The sequence below is a fragment of the Halarchaeum salinum genome (assembly GCF_039520965.1).
GTDB lineage: Archaea > Halobacteriota > Halobacteria > Halobacteriales > Halobacteriaceae > Halarchaeum > Halarchaeum salinum.
The window spans coordinates 19,389-36,948 of sequence record NZ_BAAABL010000059.1; the positions used below are offsets into that span (position 1 = coordinate 19,389).

Annotated in this window: 14 protein-coding genes; 8 read left to right on the plus strand and 6 right to left on the minus strand. The window is 66.9% G+C overall.

The window, feature by feature from the left end:
- Nucleotides 1-85: 85 nt before the first annotated feature.
- Both ABDZ36_RS10170 and ABDZ36_RS10175 read left to right on the plus strand, forming a co-directional pair.
- Nucleotides 86-4,186, plus strand: a complete 4,101-nt coding sequence (locus ABDZ36_RS10170; RefSeq protein ID WP_211312203.1) for an ATP-binding protein — start codon at nucleotides 86-88, stop codon at nucleotides 4,184-4,186.
- On the plus strand, nucleotides 4,183-5,283 hold the full coding sequence (locus ABDZ36_RS10175; protein WP_211312202.1) for a DNA topoisomerase IV subunit A: 1,101 nt from the start codon (nucleotides 4,183-4,185) through the stop codon (nucleotides 5,281-5,283). The genes ABDZ36_RS10170 and ABDZ36_RS10175 overlap by 4 nt, the downstream gene beginning before the upstream one ends.
- Here ABDZ36_RS10175 and ABDZ36_RS10180 read toward each other — a convergent pair.
- Both ABDZ36_RS10180 and ligA read right to left on the minus strand, forming a co-directional pair.
- Nucleotides 5,280-6,050 carry an HAD-IIA family hydrolase gene (locus ABDZ36_RS10180; protein WP_211312201.1) on the minus strand — a complete coding sequence of 257 codons (771 nt, stop codon included), beginning with the start codon at nucleotides 6,048-6,050 and terminating at the stop codon, nucleotides 5,280-5,282. The genes ABDZ36_RS10175 and ABDZ36_RS10180 overlap by 4 nt on opposite strands.
- Nucleotides 6,051-6,074: 24 nt before the next feature.
- Complete coding sequence (ligA, locus tag ABDZ36_RS10185) at nucleotides 6,075-7,739, minus strand: ATP-dependent DNA ligase LigA (RefSeq protein WP_211312200.1); 1,665 nt, start codon at nucleotides 7,737-7,739, stop codon at nucleotides 6,075-6,077.
- A 130-nt stretch (nucleotides 7,740-7,869) separates the two neighbouring features.
- Here ligA and ABDZ36_RS10190 point away from each other — a divergent pair, with 130 nt between their 5' ends.
- Both ABDZ36_RS10190 and ABDZ36_RS10195 read left to right on the plus strand, forming a co-directional pair.
- A complete protein-coding gene (locus tag ABDZ36_RS10190; protein WP_211312199.1) occupies nucleotides 7,870-8,034 on the plus strand; it encodes a hypothetical protein in 165 nt (54 codons plus the stop codon).
- Between the two features lie 69 nt (nucleotides 8,035-8,103).
- On the plus strand, nucleotides 8,104-9,669 hold the full coding sequence (locus ABDZ36_RS10195) for a glutamate-cysteine ligase family protein (protein ID WP_211312198.1): 1,566 nt from the start codon (nucleotides 8,104-8,106) through the stop codon (nucleotides 9,667-9,669).
- Here the strand turns inward: ABDZ36_RS10195 and ABDZ36_RS10200 are convergent, their stop codons facing one another.
- From ABDZ36_RS10200 to ABDZ36_RS10210, 3 genes are all read right to left on the minus strand, one after another.
- Nucleotides 9,670-10,071: an HIT family protein gene (locus ABDZ36_RS10200; RefSeq protein WP_211312197.1), complete on the minus strand. Its 402-nt coding sequence runs from the start codon at nucleotides 10,069-10,071 to the stop codon at nucleotides 9,670-9,672. It abuts the gene before it with no gap.
- A gap of 231 nt (nucleotides 10,072-10,302) precedes the next feature.
- Nucleotides 10,303-11,037, minus strand: a complete 735-nt coding sequence (gene psmB / locus ABDZ36_RS10205) for an archaeal proteasome endopeptidase complex subunit beta (protein ID WP_211312196.1) — start codon at nucleotides 11,035-11,037, stop codon at nucleotides 10,303-10,305.
- Nucleotides 11,038-11,096: 59 nt separating this feature from the next.
- Entirely contained in the window at nucleotides 11,097-11,264 is a 168-nt protein-coding gene (locus tag ABDZ36_RS10210) for a hypothetical protein (RefSeq protein WP_211312195.1), read from the minus strand.
- A gap of 272 nt (nucleotides 11,265-11,536) precedes the next feature.
- Here ABDZ36_RS10210 and ABDZ36_RS10215 point away from each other — a divergent pair, with 272 nt between their 5' ends.
- From ABDZ36_RS10215 to gyrA, 4 genes are all read left to right on the plus strand, one after another.
- The gene (locus tag ABDZ36_RS10215; RefSeq protein WP_211312194.1) at nucleotides 11,537-11,893 is read left to right on the plus strand and encodes a DUF555 domain-containing protein; all 357 of its coding nucleotides are present in this window, start codon (nucleotides 11,537-11,539) and stop codon (nucleotides 11,891-11,893) included.
- Between the two features lie 31 nt (nucleotides 11,894-11,924).
- On the plus strand, nucleotides 11,925-12,464 hold the full coding sequence (locus ABDZ36_RS10220; RefSeq protein WP_211312193.1) for a CBS domain-containing protein: 540 nt from the start codon (nucleotides 11,925-11,927) through the stop codon (nucleotides 12,462-12,464).
- Nucleotides 12,465-12,548: 84 nt separating this feature from the next.
- A complete protein-coding gene (gene gyrB / locus ABDZ36_RS10225) occupies nucleotides 12,549-14,477 on the plus strand; it encodes a DNA topoisomerase (ATP-hydrolyzing) subunit B (protein WP_211312192.1) in 1,929 nt (642 codons plus the stop codon).
- Complete coding sequence (gene gyrA, locus ABDZ36_RS10230; protein WP_211312191.1) at nucleotides 14,474-16,960, plus strand: DNA gyrase subunit A; 2,487 nt, start codon at nucleotides 14,474-14,476, stop codon at nucleotides 16,958-16,960. The genes gyrB and gyrA overlap by 4 nt, the downstream gene beginning before the upstream one ends.
- 15 nt (nucleotides 16,961-16,975) lie before the next feature.
- Here the strand turns inward: gyrA and ABDZ36_RS10235 are convergent, their stop codons facing one another.
- A complete protein-coding gene (locus tag ABDZ36_RS10235; protein ID WP_211312190.1) occupies nucleotides 16,976-17,476 on the minus strand; it encodes a hypothetical protein in 501 nt (166 codons plus the stop codon).
- Nucleotides 17,477-17,560 lie beyond the last annotated feature (84 nt).

Here is a 17,560-nt window from a genome sequence, read left to right on the forward strand (position 1 = left end):
CGGCGTTCGCCGCGGCGTCGTTCACTTTCACTACGCTGTACCCGCGGGGTTTTATAGCCACACGTCCAAAGTCGCGGATACCGAAATGACGTCCTTCCAGTCGACACTCGCCGATGGGGACGACGACGGCATCGCGGAGGAGCTCGCCGCGGGCCAGCGCGAGATCTCCATCGCCGAGTTCTTCGAGAAGAACAAACACATGCTGGGCTTCGACTCCGGGGCCCGCGGGCTCGTCACGGCCGTCAAGGAAGCCGTCGACAACGCCCTCGACGCCACGGAGGAAGCCGGCATCCTCCCCGACATCTACGTCGAGATCGAGGAGTCGGGGGACTACTACACGCTCGTCGTGGAGGACAACGGCCCCGGCATCACCAAAGAACAAATCCCGAAGGTCTTCGGGAAGCTCCTCTACGGCTCGCGCTTCCACGCCCGCGAGCAGTCGCTGACACCCGATCAGGAACTCCTCGTACGACGTGACGGCGTCGTCGAAACGGTCCCGATCGGCGTCCTCTGCGACGCCTATCTTCCGGTCGACGGTGCGGCGACCGCGCCGCTCTCGGCGGACATCGAAGTCCCCTCGTTTAATAGGGAGACTCACGAGATGACGTGGCAGCCGGTGACGCACGCGATCCGCCACGAAACGGACGAGCGCACGTACGAGATCACGACCGAGAAGGGACGCACCGTCGAAGTGACGGGTAACCACAGCCTCTTCTCCGTGACGAAAGACGGGGAGACGAAGCAGGTGAAAGCGGGCGAGCTTGAGCCTGGGGACGCCGTTCTCACACCGCGATCGCTCCCGACAACCGACTCGTCGGTCGAGTCGGTCAACCTCCTTGAACACCTCACGCGCGAGCAACTCGACGAGCGACGGCTGTACGTCTACGGGTTCGATCGGGAGACGCTCGCAGAGATCCGCAACGGTGAGACGATCCGAAAGAAGCCGAACGCGGACAGTGACTGGAAGCGATACTACTACCGGTACGACGGTGTCGATGTCCTCAAAGACAGCCTCGAATCGAACTATCTGGAGAAGGGGTACCTCCCGGCATCGACCGTGCTCGAACTCGGGTGGGAGGAGAAAGCCGCTGACTGCGAACTCAAGACGTATCAGGTCGGTGGCGACGAGACCACCGTCCCGGTCACGGTCCCACTCACAGACGAGTTCACCCGGCTCCTCGGCTACTACGTCGCCGAGGGGCACGTCGGTCCACGACAGGTTGGGTTCACGTTTGGGTCGCACGAGAGCGAGCTGATCGAGGCCACCGAGGCGGCTGTCGCCGGTGTCGGCGGTGGCACGACGACCGTCCAACGCGAACGGAACGCGACGCGCGTGAAGGCCTTCGGATCGCCGCTCGCAATGTTCCTCGGGAACGTCTGTGGGAAGGGTGCGGAGAACAAGCGCGTCCCGTCGTTCCTCTTCGACGCGTCCGACGACGTCCAGCAGGAGTTCCTCACCGCAGTCTATCAGGGAGATGGCTCCGACTCGCACCCCGGAAACGAACTCTCCCACGCGACAGTCAGTAAAACGCTCGCGCGCGGCGTCTCCGTCCTGTGGAACATGCAGGGCGTCCTCGCGAGCACCGAGACGATCGAGAACACGAGCGGATACGCAGACGACGGCTCAACGACGTATCAGACGAAGGTGTACGGGGAGGATCTGAATGTTCTCAACGCGTTCGGCGAGCGGAAGCCGACGGGCGAACAGGGGTACAAACGCGTCCCGACATCGCTCCTTGATGACGTCCACGTCGACGAAGTGGATGCACACACCGTCCCGGACACGATTCCCGGCCTCCTCCGCGCTGCGGGTGTCGGCTCCGATCTCGAACACGCCGCAGTGTACCAATCCCTGATCGAGGCGGCGCTCAACGGCGACGATGTCGAGAAACCACGATACACGCACAACCTCGTCGAGATGGGGCTCCTTGATGCGGCGCACGAACCGACGGAGACTCTCGAAGAACTCTACTCGACCGTCCGGAATCTCCAGGGGATCACGGAGACGGACATGTGTCTCCTTCCCGTGAAGTCGGTCGAGGAGACTGAAGCCCCCGAGTACGTCTACGACATCTCCGTCCCCGGTGCGACGGGCGAAGACGAGAACTTCGTCGTCGCGAACGACGGCGCGCTCTCCGTGAAGAACAGTCGTGGCCAGCAGGGCATCGGTATCTCCGCAGCGGTCCTTTACAGCCAGCTTACCTCCGGAACGCCCGCGAAAATCACCTCCCGCACACAGGGCTCCGCGGAGGCCAACTACTACGAGCTCGTCATCGACACGGACACGAACGAGCCCGTAATCAGCGAGGAGGAGACGGTCTCGTGGGACCGCTCGCACGGGACGCGCATCGAACTGGAGATGGAGGCGAACATGCGCGCACGCGGTCAGCTCCACGACTACGCCGAGCACACGGCGGTCGTGAACCCCCACGCGCGCCTCGAACTCCGCGAGCCCAACGGCCAGTTCAAATTCGAGCGCGCCGAGGACGCGAGCCTCCCCGCCGAAACGGAGGAGATCCGACCACATCCCCATGGCGTGGAACTCGGCGCGCTCATCAAGATGCTCGACGGGACGGACTCCCGGACCGTTCGGGGCTTCCTCCGCGAGGAGTTCACGCGCGTCGGCGCGAAGACCGCCGACTCGATCTGTGACGCCTTCCGCGATCGCCACTACGGGCGCGAACTCGCGTGGACGATCGACACCAGCGTAGACGCGGACGAGGCCGATCTCGAAGCGCGCGTCACTGACGCCGTCTCGAACAAGCCCGCTGCGGACACCGAGGCGTTCGCCGCCGCCGTTGCGGACGCGATCACGGAGCGCGGCGCACTCTCCTACACCGACCTCGAAACGCTCGTCGCGGACGTCGCCACGGACGTCGACGCGGGAGTTACCTTCGGCGACACCGTCCAGGGTCACGTCGTCGACGCCCTCTGGGGCGCTCTCATCGCCGACCGGCGACGCGATGTCTATCGACACGTCGATGCAGCGACGACGACGCAGAAGGACGACGCGACGGTGAACGCGCTCGCGGAGCGCATCGCCGCGAAGTTCGGCGACGACACGCCGCGCGATCGGGTGACGCGCGACGAACTCCGCGACTTCGTCGAACGCGCCGCCGAAACGACCGAGGACGTGGACGACGCCACGGTCGGCGAGACGGCGCGTGAGAACGTCACGGACGAACTCTGGACTGCGGCGCACACCGTTACCGACGACCTCCCCGCGGCGAGCGAGGTCGCGTCCGACCGAAACCTCGCGCGCGACCTGCTGGCGGCGATGGAGACCGTCGACGTGATGGCACCGCCGACGTCCTGTCTCGCACCCATCGAGGCCGACCTCATCGAGGCCGGGCTCCGCAAGGAGTTCGACGCGGACTTCTACGCGGCTGCGACGCGCGACGCCGACGTCCACGGCGGCGACCCGTTCGTCGTCGAGGCCGGAATCGCCTACGGCGGCGACCTCAAAGCTGAGGGGAGCGTCGACGTGATGCGCTTTGCGAATCGCGTGCCGCTCGTCTACCAGCGCGGGGCCTGCGCGACGACGAAGGTCCTGAAGGACATCGGCTGGCGCAACTACGGTCTCGATCAGCCCGGCGGGAGCGGCCTGCCGAGCGGCCCCTGCGTCATCATGATCCACGTCGCCTCGACGAACGTCCCATTCACGAGCGAGTCGAAGGACGCCCTGGCGTCGGTGCCGGAAATCGAGGACGAGGTCGAACTCGCCGTTCGCGAGGCCGCCCGCGAACTCAAGAGCTTCCTCAACGAGCGCCGCTCGCGGCAGAAACGCCGGGAGAAGCAGAACGTCATCATGGACGTGCTGCCGACGATGGCCGAGAAGGTCTCCGAGATGACCGGGCGCGACCCCGTCAGCGTCGACGACTCGCTTGCACGCATCATGAACAACGTCCTCGTCGAACGTGAGCGCGAGGACGACACCGTCCGTCTCACGATCGAGAACAACACCAACGCGAACGCCGAGATCGACCTCACGGACATCGTCTCCACCGAGCCGGGCGACGTCTCGGCCGGCACCGTCGTCGAGATGGACGGCGAGTGGTTCGTGAAGTGGTCGCCGACGATCGCGAGCGGCGACGAAGCGACGCTCGAATACGCCGTCGATGCCGACGCCGACTGCGACCTCTCGGTGAACGGCGTCGCCGACGAGAAACTCACGGTCTCCCAATGAGCTCCGATACCGCCCCCGACGACACGGCGCGCGAGCGCCTCATCGACATGGCCGCACAGTTCTACGACCAGTTCGCCGACGGCGAAATCCCGAACATGCAGCTGCCGACGCGCTCGAAGTCGAACATCGTCTTCGACGAGGACGCGGGCGTCTGGGTGTACGGCGATCGGACGTCGACGCGTTCGGCGAACTCCGCCTCAGGTGCCCAAAAGCTCCTGAAGGCCGTCTACACGATCGACTTCCTCGCCCAGCAGCTCGACGAGGATCGCTCCTCGACGCTGCGTGAACTCTACTACCTCTCCGAATCGTGGGACGAGGAGGCCGCGCAGTTCAACGGCCAGTCGGAGTCCGACAAGCTCGTCGAGGACCTGGAGATCGTCTCCGGCGTGAAACGCGAGGACTTCCACATGCGCCCGGAGGAGTCCGGGGCGAAGGTGATGGGTCCGCTGCGCCTCCGCGAGCAGACGAACCGCGGGGACCGCAAGATCCACTGTCAGGACGACGTTGGTCAGGGCGGCTACCAGATCCCGAACAACCCCGACACGATCGAGTTCCTCGATCACGACGTCGATTTCGTCCTCTGCGTCGAGACCGGCGGGATGCGCGATCGCCTCGTCGAGAACGGCTTCGACGACGACTACAACGCGCTCGTCGTCCACCTCGGCGGCCAGCCGGCGCGCGCGACGCGCCGGTTGACGAAACGCCTCCACGACGAACTCGACCTTCCTGTCACGGTCTTCACGGACGGCGACCCGTGGTCGTACCGCATCTTCGGCTCCGTCTCCTACGGGTCGATCAAGTCGGCCCACCTCTCGGAGTACCTCGCGACGCCCGAGGCCCAGTTCATCGGCATCCGACCCGCGGACATCGTGGAGTACGACCTCCCGACCGACCCGCTCAGCGACTCCGACGTCAACGCCCTGGAGAGCGAGCTAGAGGACCCGCGTTTCCAGTCGGAGTTCTGGACGGAGCAGATCGAACTCCAACTCGACATCGGGAAGAAGGCCGAACAGCAGGCGCTCGCCGCCCGCGGGCTGGACTTCGTGACGGACACCTACCTGCCCGAGCGCTTAGACGAGATGGGCGTCCTCGACTAGTCGAACAGCAAGGGGACGGCCCCGATGTCGGCCACGACGTGATCGGCGTGCACGCCATCCTCGTTTGCACCGTCGAGGCCCGTTTCGACGAGCACGGTCGTCATCCCCACCGCCTCGCCGAGCGCGATGTCCGTCTCGGGGTTGTCGCCGATGAGCACGCACTCCTCGGCAGGGACGCCGAGACGATCAAGCAGGAGAGTGGCTGTCTCCTCGGAGGGCTTTCCGAGGACTGCGTCGGGCTCGCGCTCGGTGACGCCCGCGACGGCGTTGATGATCGCGCCCGATCCCGGGATCGGCCCGTCAGCGGTCGGAATCGTGCGATCAGGGTCGGTGCCAACGAAGCCGACGCCATCGCGGAGCGCACGCAGTCCGGCGTGCAGGTCGTCGTAGTCGAACTCGGGATCGTAGCCGACGACGACGCACTCACAGGCGGTGGGGTCGGCGACGAGGGTGAGATCGGCATCGCGGAGCTGATTGACGATGGCATCGCCCGCGATGAGAAAGAGCGCGTCCTCCGCGTGGTGTTCGTGGAGATACGCAATCGTCGCCGTACAGGCCGTCAGTATCTCGTCGGGTGCCGCCGCGACGCCGAGATCACGGAGGCGCGCGGCGTACGCCTCCGGTGGGACGGTCGGGTTGTTCGTGACAAAGCACACCGCCTCGACGCGCTCGCGGATCGCGGCCATTGCGTCGCGCGCGCCGGGGAGGAGGGTATCTCCGTGGACGAGCGTGCCGTCGAGGTCGACGACGGCTGCGCGAGAGGTCATGGCTGATTTTCGGAATGCGGGCGTTTAGCTCTGTTTCTCGGCGAGGCGCTCCACACGCGCCAGCGAGTCGGCATCCGCGGGATCCTTGTCGTCGCGGACGGCGAGGAATCGCGGGAAGCGCAGCGCGTACCCGGAGGAGTACGTGGGTGAGCGCTGGATCTCCTCGTAGCCGACTTCGAGGACGACGGCGGGGTCGATCTCGACCGTCTGGCCGTCCTCGTCGCGGACGTATGGGGCGAGTCGGTCGTCGAGGGCCGCGAGTTCCTCGTCGTCGAGGCCGGTGGCGACCTTCCCGATGGTCTCGTAGCCGTCGTCGGTCCGCGCCGAGAGGAGGAACGTCCCGAGCGTCTCCGCGCGCCGTCCCTCGCCCCACTCCGCGCCCGTCACGACGAGATCGAGCGTCTCGACGTCGGGTTTGCGCTTCAGCCACTGTTTGCCGCGTTTGCCCGGCGTGTACGCCGACTCGGGGTCCTTGAGCATCACGCCCTCGTGGCCGGCGTCGAGTGCGTCGGCCGCGACGGCCTCGATCTCGTCCGGGTCGTCGGAGACGAGGAACTCGGAGACGGCGTCGGTCCCATCGAGCAGCTCCGAGAGCGTCGCGTGGCGCTCGACGAGGGGCACGTTAAGCAGGTCGTCGCCGGCCGCGTGCAGGCAGTCGAACGCCCGGAGCTCGACGCGCACCTCCTCACGCATCCGCTCGACGTCGTGTTTCCGGCGGAAGCGCCGCAACACCTCTTGGAAGGGGAGCGGATCGCCCTCGTCGTCGACGGCCACCACCTCGCCGTCGAGGATCGCCGGCACGTCGAGGTGCGCCTCGGCAAACTCGACAACCTCGGGAAGCGCGTCCGTGACGTCCTCCATGTTTCGGCTGAAAACCTCGGTGGGGCCGTCCGGGTTGTGGTGCAACTGGACGCGCGCACCGTCGAACTTCGGCTCCACCGCGACGTCGTCCCACGCACCCAGGGCGTCCGCGACGCTCCCGGCCTGTGCGAGCATCGCCTTAACCGGCCGCCCGATGTCGAGGTGAACCGCATCGAGGCCATCGACGCCGCGGTCGCGTGCCGTCTCAGCGACGAGCCCGTAGTCGTTCGACACCTGAAGGGCGCGCGCGACTGCTGCCACGGGGACGTCGAACGCCTCCGCAGTGGCGTCCCGGACCGTTCCCTCGCCGACACCGATGCGCATCTCGCCGAGCACGAGACGCGCGAGGTAGCGCGTCTCGGCGTCGGTCTCACAGCGGGTGAGGAGACCGAACAGCGTCGCGACCTTCGCGTCCTCGCTCCCCGATCCCGCTGCGGCCGCGAGGCCGGTGAGTTCGTCGTACACCTCGCGGACATCGAGGTCGTCACCACCCGTGTCGGTGAACGCCCCGAGACCGCGTTGGCCACCGACGTCGTAGCTCGCCGCGACTCCCCCAATATCGCCGGTCTCAGCGAGTTCGTCCTCGACGTCGTCGGCGTCGACGTTCGGTCCCGCGGCGCGGGCGATTGCCTCCCGACAGAGGCGCGGGCCGATGTCGAGTTTCCGCTCGCTGTACGCGGGGAACACCCGACCCTGCACGAAGCGCGCGACGATCGGGAGCGCAGCGTCCGCATCATCGAGGATGCTTGCAACGAGCGTGATCGTTTCGAGGTCGGCGGGTTCGGCCTCGACTTCCGCGGCCCGCGTGGCGAACTCGGCGAACTGCATTCGTCCGTGCTAGCCGGAGTGTGTACTTAACGGGCGCGGACGCGGGGGCAGGACGGAATCGCGGCGTTTCCGGGTCTCTGGCTCGGCCCAAACCACGGTGCTTTCGGGGCCGTGGACCGAAGACGCGTCCATGAGCGACGACGGCGACGATCTCGACGCGGCGGTCGCGCAGTTCCTCAGCGGCGCGGACACGGTCTACGAGGACTACGAACGGGGGTACACGGACGCGGACGCCGCGCTCCACGTCCTGGAGAGCCACCTCGACGACCTCCGCGAGGCGTACGAGAACGAGTAGCGCCTCGGGCGTCCGACGCCCGTCCGCGGTGCCACGTCATTCAAGTCCCGACCGCACGAAGGCATCGCCATGGCCGAATCGGAACTCGCGCGGGACGTGGCGTCGGTGCTGGCGGTGGACCCGGACGCGTTCGACGAGCGGGTTCGCGAGGACGCGGCAGTAATCAAAGAGGAGATCGAGGCGGGGACGTTCGACAACCCGCAGGCCATCGTCGGCCTCGAATACGAGTTCTACGGCGTCGCCGACGACGGCTCGCTGGCGCGCATCCCGCGGCGCGTGCTGGAGTTCGTCGGCTTCGAGAAGGAACTGGGTCTCCACAACGCCGAGATGACGGCGAGCCCGCAGCCGCTGAACGAGTATGGGCTCGCCGCCCAGGAGTCGGAGGTACGCGCTCGCCTGGAGGCCGCGGCCGAACCGATGGACGCCGAGGGCCTCCACTTGGTGAGCGACGCGATGTGGACGATCCCGCCGGAGGGCGAGACGGCGCACGAGTACCTCACGGACAGCATCGACGACGACGGCGTCGAGATCGCGACGAACATGAGCGCCTCCACGCGCTATCACGCGATGGCGAACACCGACCGGCCGGCGTCGATGGGGATCGATGCACCACACGTCTCCCTCGACGCGGACACGGTGATGCCCGAGGCGCTCATCACGTCGATCCAGCCCCACTACCAGGTGCCCCAGGCCGTCGATCTCCCGACCTACTTCCGCTACGCGGTCCGACTCGCCGGGCCGCTCGTTGCGCTCGGCGTGAACTCGCCGTTCTACCCGCCGGACCTCTACGACGACGAGGCCACACCGGAGGCGATCCTTCGGGACGGCCACGACGAGGGGCGTATCGACGTCTTCGAGGACGTCCTGAACGTCCCCGGGAAGAGCGAGAAGGTCCGCTTCCCCCGTGACTTGGAGAGCGTGCAGGACGCGGTGGACGCCGTCGTCGAGGACGACATGATCGTCCCGATGCCATCCCACGACATCGCCACGGGCGGGCGCTTCGACGACGAGTTCGCGCATTTCCGCATGAAACACGGCACCTACTGGCGCTGGGTGCGTCCGGTCTTCGGCGGCGCATCCAAGGAGTCCGCGAACGCCCGCATCGAGTTCCGGCCGCTCCCCGGCCAGCCGACGGTGCGGGACACGATGGCGTTCCAGGCGCTCCTCGCGGGGGCTTTAGAGGCGATGGTGGCGCGCGACCACCCGCTCTACGACCTCCCGTGGGAGACGGCGCGCGAGAACTTCTACGCCGCCGTCCGCGACGGGTCGGATGCCGACCTCACCTATCTCGGACCCGAGGGCGAGACGACGGACGCGACGGCGATGTACGCCGACCTCTTCGAGCAGGCCGAAGCCGGGCTCCGCGCGCGCGGCCTCGACGAGGAGGAGGCCGCGAAATACCTCTGGCCGCTCCGTCAGCGCGCCCGCCACGGCATCACGCCGGCGGATTGGAAGCGCGAGCGCGTTCGCGAGAACCTCGACGACGGCGCGTCCTTCGAGAACGCCGTCTACGACATGCAGTACGACTACCTCTCCTATCAGCGCGACACGCTCATCACCGGAAGCTTCGCGGACTGGACGGGGCGCGGCGGGGAGGTCGAAACCGAGACGCATCGGAGCAACCGGCGCGGCTAGTCAGAGGCGCTCGCCGACGCGCTCGGTGAGCGTCTCGGCGTCCGACGGATCGAGCGTCCCGCGGTCCAGCGCGAGGTGGACGTCGTCGCCGGCATCCCGCGGCAGCAGATGAACGTGCGGATGCGTGACGTCACCGACGAGTTCCGGCGTCGTGTAGAAGACGCTGACGCCGTCGGCATCGAGGGTGTCGCGGAGCGCGCTTCCGACGCGCTGGACAGCCCCGAAGACGGCTGTCGCCTCGGTCGGGTCGTCGAGGACGTCGCGATCGTGGCGCTTCGGGACGACGAGCGTGTGCCCGCGGATCGCGGGGTTCGCGTCGAGGAACGCGACGACGTCGTCGGTCTCGTGGAGACGTGAGGCCTCGGCGTCGCCAGCGGCGATCGCGCAGAAGTGACAGGGCATAGGCGGGAGTCACGTACCGGCACCGTAGAAAGCTTCTCGCCGCGACGAGCGAGTCGGGCCGGCCGCGGTCTTGTAGGTGCGGTGACGCGTAGTGCGGCGCGGCGCGTCGCTGTACGGTGCAGTGCGTCGCGAAACCGATACCCGACCGCGCGCCGACGGCGCGCGGCCTTTTTAGTGGAGGTTTTTGCGGTGACGGGTCGCCTCCGGCGACCCGAACCGTAAAAAAGTCCGTTAGAGGAGGTCGTCGACGTCCTGGTGGCCGACGATTTCGACGTCGTTCTCGGTGATCTTCGTGAGGTGGATACCGTTGCCGGACGCGGTGTCCCGCTCGGAGGCGGCCTGGATGGCCTTCGCGCCGATCTGTTCGGCTTCGTCCATCGTCAGGTCGTCCGTGTAGTTGTTCTCAAGGGTCCCGAGGGCGTAGGGCATCCCGGAGCCCTGTGCGGTGTACTTATCGCTGAGCGAGGAACCGCTCGGGTCGAGGCTGTACACGTGCGCGCCGTCGTCGTCGACGCCGCCGAGGATCGGGACGACCATGAAGAAGGGGCCGCCGCGCAGGAGGTTGGAGGCCATCGTCGCGAGGGCGTTGATGGACATCCGCTCGCCGTGGCGGGCCTCGTAGAGGTTCGATTCGGCCGTCAGCGTGCGGATGAAGGACTGGGCACCACCGACGCTGCCGGAGATGGAGAGCGCGGCGTTCTCCTGGATCTGCTCGACCTTCTGGACGTTCTTGTTGGAGACGACGCGGCCGCCGAGGCTGGCGCGCATGTCGGAGGCCATGAGGACGCCCTCGGTGGTCGTGATACCGACGATGGTGGTGCCGGTCTTGTTGATGTTGTCCATGTCCTGCTGGCTCGCGTTGCTCTGGGGCATCTCCCCGACCTCCGGCTCGTAGGGGTTGCCGGGGCCGTCGGGGAGTCGCTGTGCATTGCGCGAGAACTCGGAGGACTGACTCGGGTTATACATTGACAGCGCGTAGTCGCGGGCGACGTATAAAAGCCACCCTTCCGGCCGTTACGGTCGCCTCATCGGGCGCTCTCGTATGCGGCCTCGGAGCGCTCGATGAGCCGGTGGAGCGGGAGCGTCAGGCCGAGGCGGCTGGCGAGCGTCGCGACTGGCAAGAGTACGAGCGCGACGGCGAGTGTGAGCTGGTACTGGACCGCGGTGACGAGACGGGCGAACCGTGTTGGCATCTGCGTAGCCGTTCCTCATCCGATGGTGGTATAAGTAGTTTGCCACCGCGACAATCGACGAACCCCGGCGCTATCGGGTGGTTTCTCGGATCTGCTTGGGTGGTGACGCCGCCACGCCGGTCGGTGACGCGATGCCGGCCTGGGCCGTCACGCAACCCGTGCCTACACCGTCGATTCGCGTACGTTATACGGATTATTTCCATCACGTCCGCGCGCCGACAGCCGCGGCGGTCAACCACAAGACACGACTACCCGGGGAGTCTCCCATCTGTATGAGCAACTACGTCGTGGCGATGGAAGCCGCATGGTTGGTTCGTGACGTCGCGGAGTCGGACGACGCAATCGGCGTCGCGGTGAGCGAGGCAGGCCGGCGACTGAACGATCAGGACCTCGACTACGTTGAGGTGGAGGCGGGCGTAACGGCCTGCCCGGCCTGCGGCGAGCCGCTCGACGCCGCGTTCCTCGCGGCCGAGACGGCCCTCGTCGGCCTCGTCCTCGAACTGACGGTGTTCAACGCCGACGGCGAGGAGCACGCCTCGCGCATCGCGAAGAGCGAGGTCGGTGGCGCGCTCCGCGACGTCCCTCTCGAAGTCATCGAGGTCGTCAAGGAGCCCGAGGACGAGGACTAACACTTATCCATAACCACCGGTAATTACGGCTATGTACCTCCCGACGCCCCAGGACCTCCGGGAACGCCGGAACGCCCTCGGGCTGACGCAGAGCGAACTCGCGGAGCGCGCCGGGGTGTCCCAGCCGCTCATCGCGCGCATCGAGGGGAGCGACGTCGACCCGCGTCTCTCCACGCTTCGACACATCGTTGAGGCACTCGACGAGGCGGCGGGTGACGTCGTTCGCGCCCGTGATCTAATGCACGAGTCGGTCGTCAGCGTCGCCCCGAGCGACCACGTCCACGCCGCCGTCGAGCGGATGCAGGAAGCCGGCTACTCACAACTCCCGGTCATCGCCGACGGCATCCCTGTCGGGTCGATCAGCGAGGGCGACGTCGTCCACGCCGGCGGTGACGTCGGCGACGACCCCGTACGGGAAGTGATGAGCGAGTCGTTCCCGACCGTCTCCCCGGACGCGACGCTGGAGGAGATTTCCAGCCTCCTCGATCACTACACGGCCGTCATCGTCACCGAGGACGGCGACACCGTCGGGATCATCACGCAGGCCGACGTCGCCGCACAGATCAGCTGACGCAGCCTGTGACAACGCGTCGCGCCTACGCGCGCGCGTGTGCGAGGCTTTATACGATCGCGGGAGCTAGATCGGACAACGATCATGTCTGATTCAGGCGAGTACGGCGCGGGGCAGATACAGGTGCTCGAAGGCCTAGAGGCCGTTCAAAAGCGCCCGGCGATGTATATCGGGTCGACCGACGCGCGGGGGCTCCACCACCTCGTCTACGAGGTCGTCGACAACTCCATCGACGAGGCGCTCGCCGGCCACTGCGACGAGATCACCGTCACGCTCCACGACGACGGATCGGTCAGCGTCGAGGACGACGGCCGCGGGATCCCCGTCGACACCCACGCGGAGTACGATCGGCCGGCCGTCGAGGTCATCCTCACCGTCCTCCACGCCGGCGGGAAGTTCGACAACAAGTCCTACCAGGTTTCGGGAGGCCTCCACGGCGTCGGTGTCTCCGTCGTCAACGCCCTCTCCGAGAAGCTCGCCGTCGTCGTTGATCGCGAAGGCGGTCGGTTCCGCGAGCGCTTCGAGCGCGGCGAGCCCGTAAGCGACCTCGAACGGATCGGCGACGCAGAGGGCACGGGGACGCTCATCCGCTTCACGCCGGATGCGGACATCTTCGAGACGACCGAGTTCGCCTACGAGACCCTGGAGAACCGGCTCCGGGAGCTCGCCTTCCTCAACAGCGGCGTCACGATCACGCTGCGCGACGAGCGTGAGGTGTCGGAAGCGGAGGAAGCAGCCCGCGAGACGTCGTTCCACTACGAGGGCGGCATCCGCGAGTTCGTGCGCTACCTCAACGAGTCCCGCTCGGAACTCCACGAGGACGTCATCTACCTCACGGGCGAGGACCAGGACATCCAGGTCGAGATCGCGATGCAGGCGACCGACGATCTCCAGTCTTCGACGCACGCCTTCGCGAACAACATCAACACCCGCGAGGGCGGCACACACCTCACGGGGTTCAAGACGGCGCTCACGCGCACTGTGAATGACTACGCGAGCGACCATGGGCTCCTCTCCGACCTCGACGGCGAGAACCTCACGGGCGAGGACATCCGCGAGGGGCTGACCGCCGTCGTCTCGGTCAAACACCCCGATCCGCAGTTCGAAGGGCAGACGAAGACGAAGCTCGGGAACTCCGAAGTCCGGGGGATCGTCGAGTCGACGGTCCACGACGGGCTCGGCACGTATTTCGAGGAGCATCCGGACATCGCGGAGACAGTCATCGGGAAGGCCGTTGAGGCCGCGAAGGCCCGAAAGGCCGCACAGAAGGCAGAAGAGCTGACGCGCCGGAAGAACGCCCTCGAGTCGGGCGCGCTCCCGGGGAAGCTCGCGGACTGTCAGAGCCGCGACCCAGAAGTGTCAGAATTATTTATTGTGGAGGGCGATAGCGCTGGCGGGTCGGCCAAACAGGCCCGCAACCGGGAGTTCCAGGCCGTTCTCCCGATCAAGGGAAAGATCTTGAACGTCGAGAAACACCGGCTCGATCGCGTGCTGGAGAACGACGAGATCCGCGCGCTCATCACCGCCGCGGGCACCGGCATCGGCGAGGAGTTCGATATCGACGACCTCCGCTACAACAAGATCATCCTCGCGACGGACGCCGACGTCGACGGCGCGCACATCCGCACGCTACTCCTCACGTTCTTCTATCGCCACATGCGCCCGCTGCTCGAAGGCGGGCACGTCTACGCCATTCAGCCGCCACTCTACCGGATTCGCTATCGCGGCGAGACGTACGACGTGATGACCGAGGAGGAGCGTGATCGCGTCGTCGAGGAGGTCTGTGACGGCAACCCGACGCAGGTCCAGCGTTTCAAGGGGCTCGGCGAGATGAACCCCGAGCAGCTTTGGGACACCTCGATCAACCCCGAGAACAGGGTCCTCAAGCAGTTCTCCGTCGAGGACGCGGCGGAAGCGGACCGGATGTTCTCGGTGCTGATGGGTGACGCGGTCGAGCCGCGCAAGCAGTTCATCCAGGAGCATGCGACGGACGCGGAGTGGGTGGATATATGAGCTCGGACGCGCCCGACGCCCCCGAGGACGTCGCCCAGCGGATCGAGAACGTCCGCGTCGAGGACGAGATGGAGCAGTCGTACATCGACTACGCGATGAGCGTCATCGCGGGCCGCGCGCTCCCGGACGTTCGGGACGGCCTCAAGCCCGTCCATCGGCGCATCCTCTACGCGATGCACGAGGCGGGGGTCACGAGCGGGAGCGCCCACCGGAAGAGCTCCTCCATCGTCGGCGAGACGATGGGTGACTACCACCCGCACGGCGACTCGGCGATCTACGACACGCTCGTCCGGATGGCCCAGCCGTTCTCGATGCGCGAACCGCTCGTGGACGGCCAGGGGAACTTCGGGAGCGTCGACGGCGATCCGGCGGCCGCGATGCGCTACACGGAGGCCCGGATGGCCCCGATCGCGGAGGAGTTGCTCGCGGACATCGATATGGACACCGTCGACTTCAGCGCGAACTACGACGGCCGTCTCGAGGAGCCCGACGTCCTCCCCGCGGCGTTCCCGAACCTCCTCGTGAACGGGTCGTCGGGTATCGCGGTCGGGATGTCCACGAACGTCCCGCCGCACAACCTCGGCGAGGTGATCGACGCGACGATCCACCTCATCGAGAACCCCGACTGCTCGATCCCGGAGCTGATGGAGCACGTTCCCGCACCGGACTTCCCGACGGGTGCGAACATCGTCGGCCGCAGCGCCATCCGCAAGGCCTACCACACGGGCCGTGGCCGCCTACGCGTTCGCGCGGAGTACCACGTCGAGGAGGGCAATCGGGGCGACAGCATCGTCATCACCGAGCTCCCCTATCAGCAGAACAAATCGCGCCTCGTCGAGCGCATCGCCGAGGACGTCAACGACGGCACCCTCGAGGGGGTGCGCGACCTCCGCGACGAATCCGATCGCGACGGCATCCGCGTCGTCATCGACCTCAAGTCGAACGCGAACACGGACATCGTCGAGAACCACCTGCTGGAGTCGCACTTCGAGCGGACGTTCGGCGTCATCAACCTCGCGCTCGTCGACGGTCAACCCGAGGTTCTGAGCCTCAAGGAGACCCTCGAGCACTACCTCGATCACCGCAAGACGGTCGTCCGGCGGCGCTCCGAGTACGAGCTTGCGGAGGCCGAGGACCGCGCACACATCCTCGAGGGCCGCCTGAAGGCCTTGGAGAACGCAGAGAACGTCGTCGAGACCATTCGCGGTGCGGAGGATCGTGATGGTGCACGCACGGCCCTCGAAAGCGAGTACGGCTTCAGCGCCGAGCAGGCCGCCCACATCGTCCGGATGCAACTCGGCAGCCTCACGTCGATGGAGGCCGCGGAGATCGAGGACGAGTACGAGGAGGTCACCGCGCGCATCGTGCGCCTGGAGACGATCCTCGCCGACGAGGACGAACTCCTCGGCGTCATCGAGGCGGAACTCCGCGAGGTGAAGGAGACGTACGCGAACGAACGCCGGACGCGCGTCATCGAGGGGACCGGCGAAGTGACGGACGAGGACCTCATCCCCGAGGAGCGCGTCGTCGTCACGCTCTCCGAGGGCGACTACATCAAGCGGACGCCCGTCGAGACGTTCAGCACGCAACACCGCGGCGGGAAGGGGGTCATCGGTACGGACCTGAAGGAAGGCGATCGGGTGTCGACGGTGTTCACCGCCTCGACGCACGACGACCTCCTCTGCTTTACGAACCAGGGGCAGGTCTACCGACTCAAAGTCTATCAGGTTCCGGAGATGTCACGGACCGCGCGCGGGACGTCCGCCGTGAACGTCGTCGATCTCGACGACGGCGAGGAGCTCACGGCCGTCGTCACCGCCGACGACCTCGACTTCGAGGCTGACAAGGAGTACCTCACGATGGCGACGCGTGACGGCTACGTCAAGCGGACCGCCGTCTCCGAGTTCGCCAACATCCGCTCGACTGGCATCCGCGCCGTTCGCCTCGAACACGGCGACGAGCTCGTCGACGTCGAGGTGACGGACGGCGAGAGCGACGTCATCGTCAGCACCGAGGAGGGGATGGCGATCCGCTTCGACGAGACCGAAGCCCGGCCGATGGGGCGCTCCGCGCGCGGCGTGCGCGGCGTGAAACTCGAGGATGGTGATCGCGTCTCGGGTGTTGCCGCCGCGAGCCCCGACGACGCGCGCGACCTCATGACCGTCACCGAGTACGGCTACGGCAAGCGCACACCCCTCACCGAGTACCGCCAGCAGTCCCGCAACGGGAAGGGGCTCGTCGACATCAAGACCGGCCAGCGCAACGGCCGCGTCGCGAGCGTGCACGCCGTCGGCGAGGGCGACGAGTTCGTCGCGATGAGTGAGGACGGCCAGATCATGCGCGCCTCCGTCTCGGAGGTCTCCGCGTACGGCCGGAACACGCAGGGCGTCACCGTGATGGACCTCGCCGAACACGACCGCCTCGCCGCCGTCGACGTCTTCACGCCCGACGAGGCCGTAGACGAGGACGCAGACGGCGAGTAGCGCGCACCTCCTCCCCTACGCCGATGTCGAACCGCCGTAGACGAACAGCTCCGCGGTCGAGCGGACGAGGCTCGCGACGAGGATTCCGAGCCCGACCGCCATCGCGACCAGCATGATCCCGACGCCGGCGGGTGCGGGCGTCGACTCGGCGACCAGCGCGGGCACGAGCGAGGCGATGAGCAACACCCCGCCGACGCCAATCGCGGCCTCGACGCCGCGGAGAACGACGTAGCCGACACGACCCTCGATCTGTTCTCTGAGCGACGCGTCCGAACGGACGACGCGTGCGAGCGAGTACAGCGTCTCACAGCAGACGACGGCCACGAGTACGAACGCGACGAGCGGCGTCAGGACGAGCGCGAGGAACTGCCCGTCAACGAGGAGTCCGGTGCCGGGGCCGTCGAGGACGCGGAGAAACCCAAGAACACTCAGGGCGAACCACCCGAGGATCCCGAAGAATTTCGCCGCCTGGAGGGGCTTGCGCCCGACTGTCGCCGGGAGCGAATCGCGGAACACAGTGTTCCCGAGAAGTGAGTCACGTCCCATCAAGGTTCGGGGGCGCAGGGGGGTGGGGGCGTTTCGCGCGGTGCGGTCACAGTA

Coding starts and splice junctions, on each gene's coding strand:
- ABDZ36_RS10220 (WP_211312193.1), top strand. CDS start 11,925: ATGTACCTCCCGACGCCCCAGGACCTCCGGGAACGCCGGAACGCCCTC.
- psmB (WP_211312196.1), bottom strand. CDS start 11,037: ATGTATAACCCGAGTCAGTCCTCCGAGTTCTCGCGCAATGCACAGCGA.
- ABDZ36_RS10175 (WP_211312202.1), top strand. CDS start 4,183: ATGAGCTCCGATACCGCCCCCGACGACACGGCGCGCGAGCGCCTCATC.
- ABDZ36_RS10215 (WP_211312194.1), top strand. CDS start 11,537: ATGAGCAACTACGTCGTGGCGATGGAAGCCGCATGGTTGGTTCGTGAC.
- ABDZ36_RS10195 (WP_211312198.1), top strand. CDS start 8,104: ATGGCCGAATCGGAACTCGCGCGGGACGTGGCGTCGGTGCTGGCGGTG.
- ABDZ36_RS10180 (WP_211312201.1), bottom strand. CDS start 6,050: ATGACCTCTCGCGCAGCCGTCGTCGACCTCGACGGCACGCTCGTCCAC.
- ligA (WP_211312200.1), bottom strand. CDS start 7,739: ATGCAGTTCGCCGAGTTCGCCACGCGGGCCGCGGAAGTCGAGGCCGAA.
- ABDZ36_RS10210 (WP_211312195.1), bottom strand. CDS start 11,264: ATGCCAACACGGTTCGCCCGTCTCGTCACCGCGGTCCAGTACCAGCTC.
- ABDZ36_RS10190 (WP_211312199.1), top strand. CDS start 7,870: ATGAGCGACGACGGCGACGATCTCGACGCGGCGGTCGCGCAGTTCCTC.
- ABDZ36_RS10170 (WP_211312203.1), top strand. CDS start 86: ATGACGTCCTTCCAGTCGACACTCGCCGATGGGGACGACGACGGCATC.
- gyrA (WP_211312191.1), top strand. CDS start 14,474: ATGAGCTCGGACGCGCCCGACGCCCCCGAGGACGTCGCCCAGCGGATC.
- ABDZ36_RS10200 (WP_211312197.1), bottom strand. CDS start 10,071: ATGCCCTGTCACTTCTGCGCGATCGCCGCTGGCGACGCCGAGGCCTCA.
- gyrB (WP_211312192.1), top strand. CDS start 12,549: ATGTCTGATTCAGGCGAGTACGGCGCGGGGCAGATACAGGTGCTCGAA.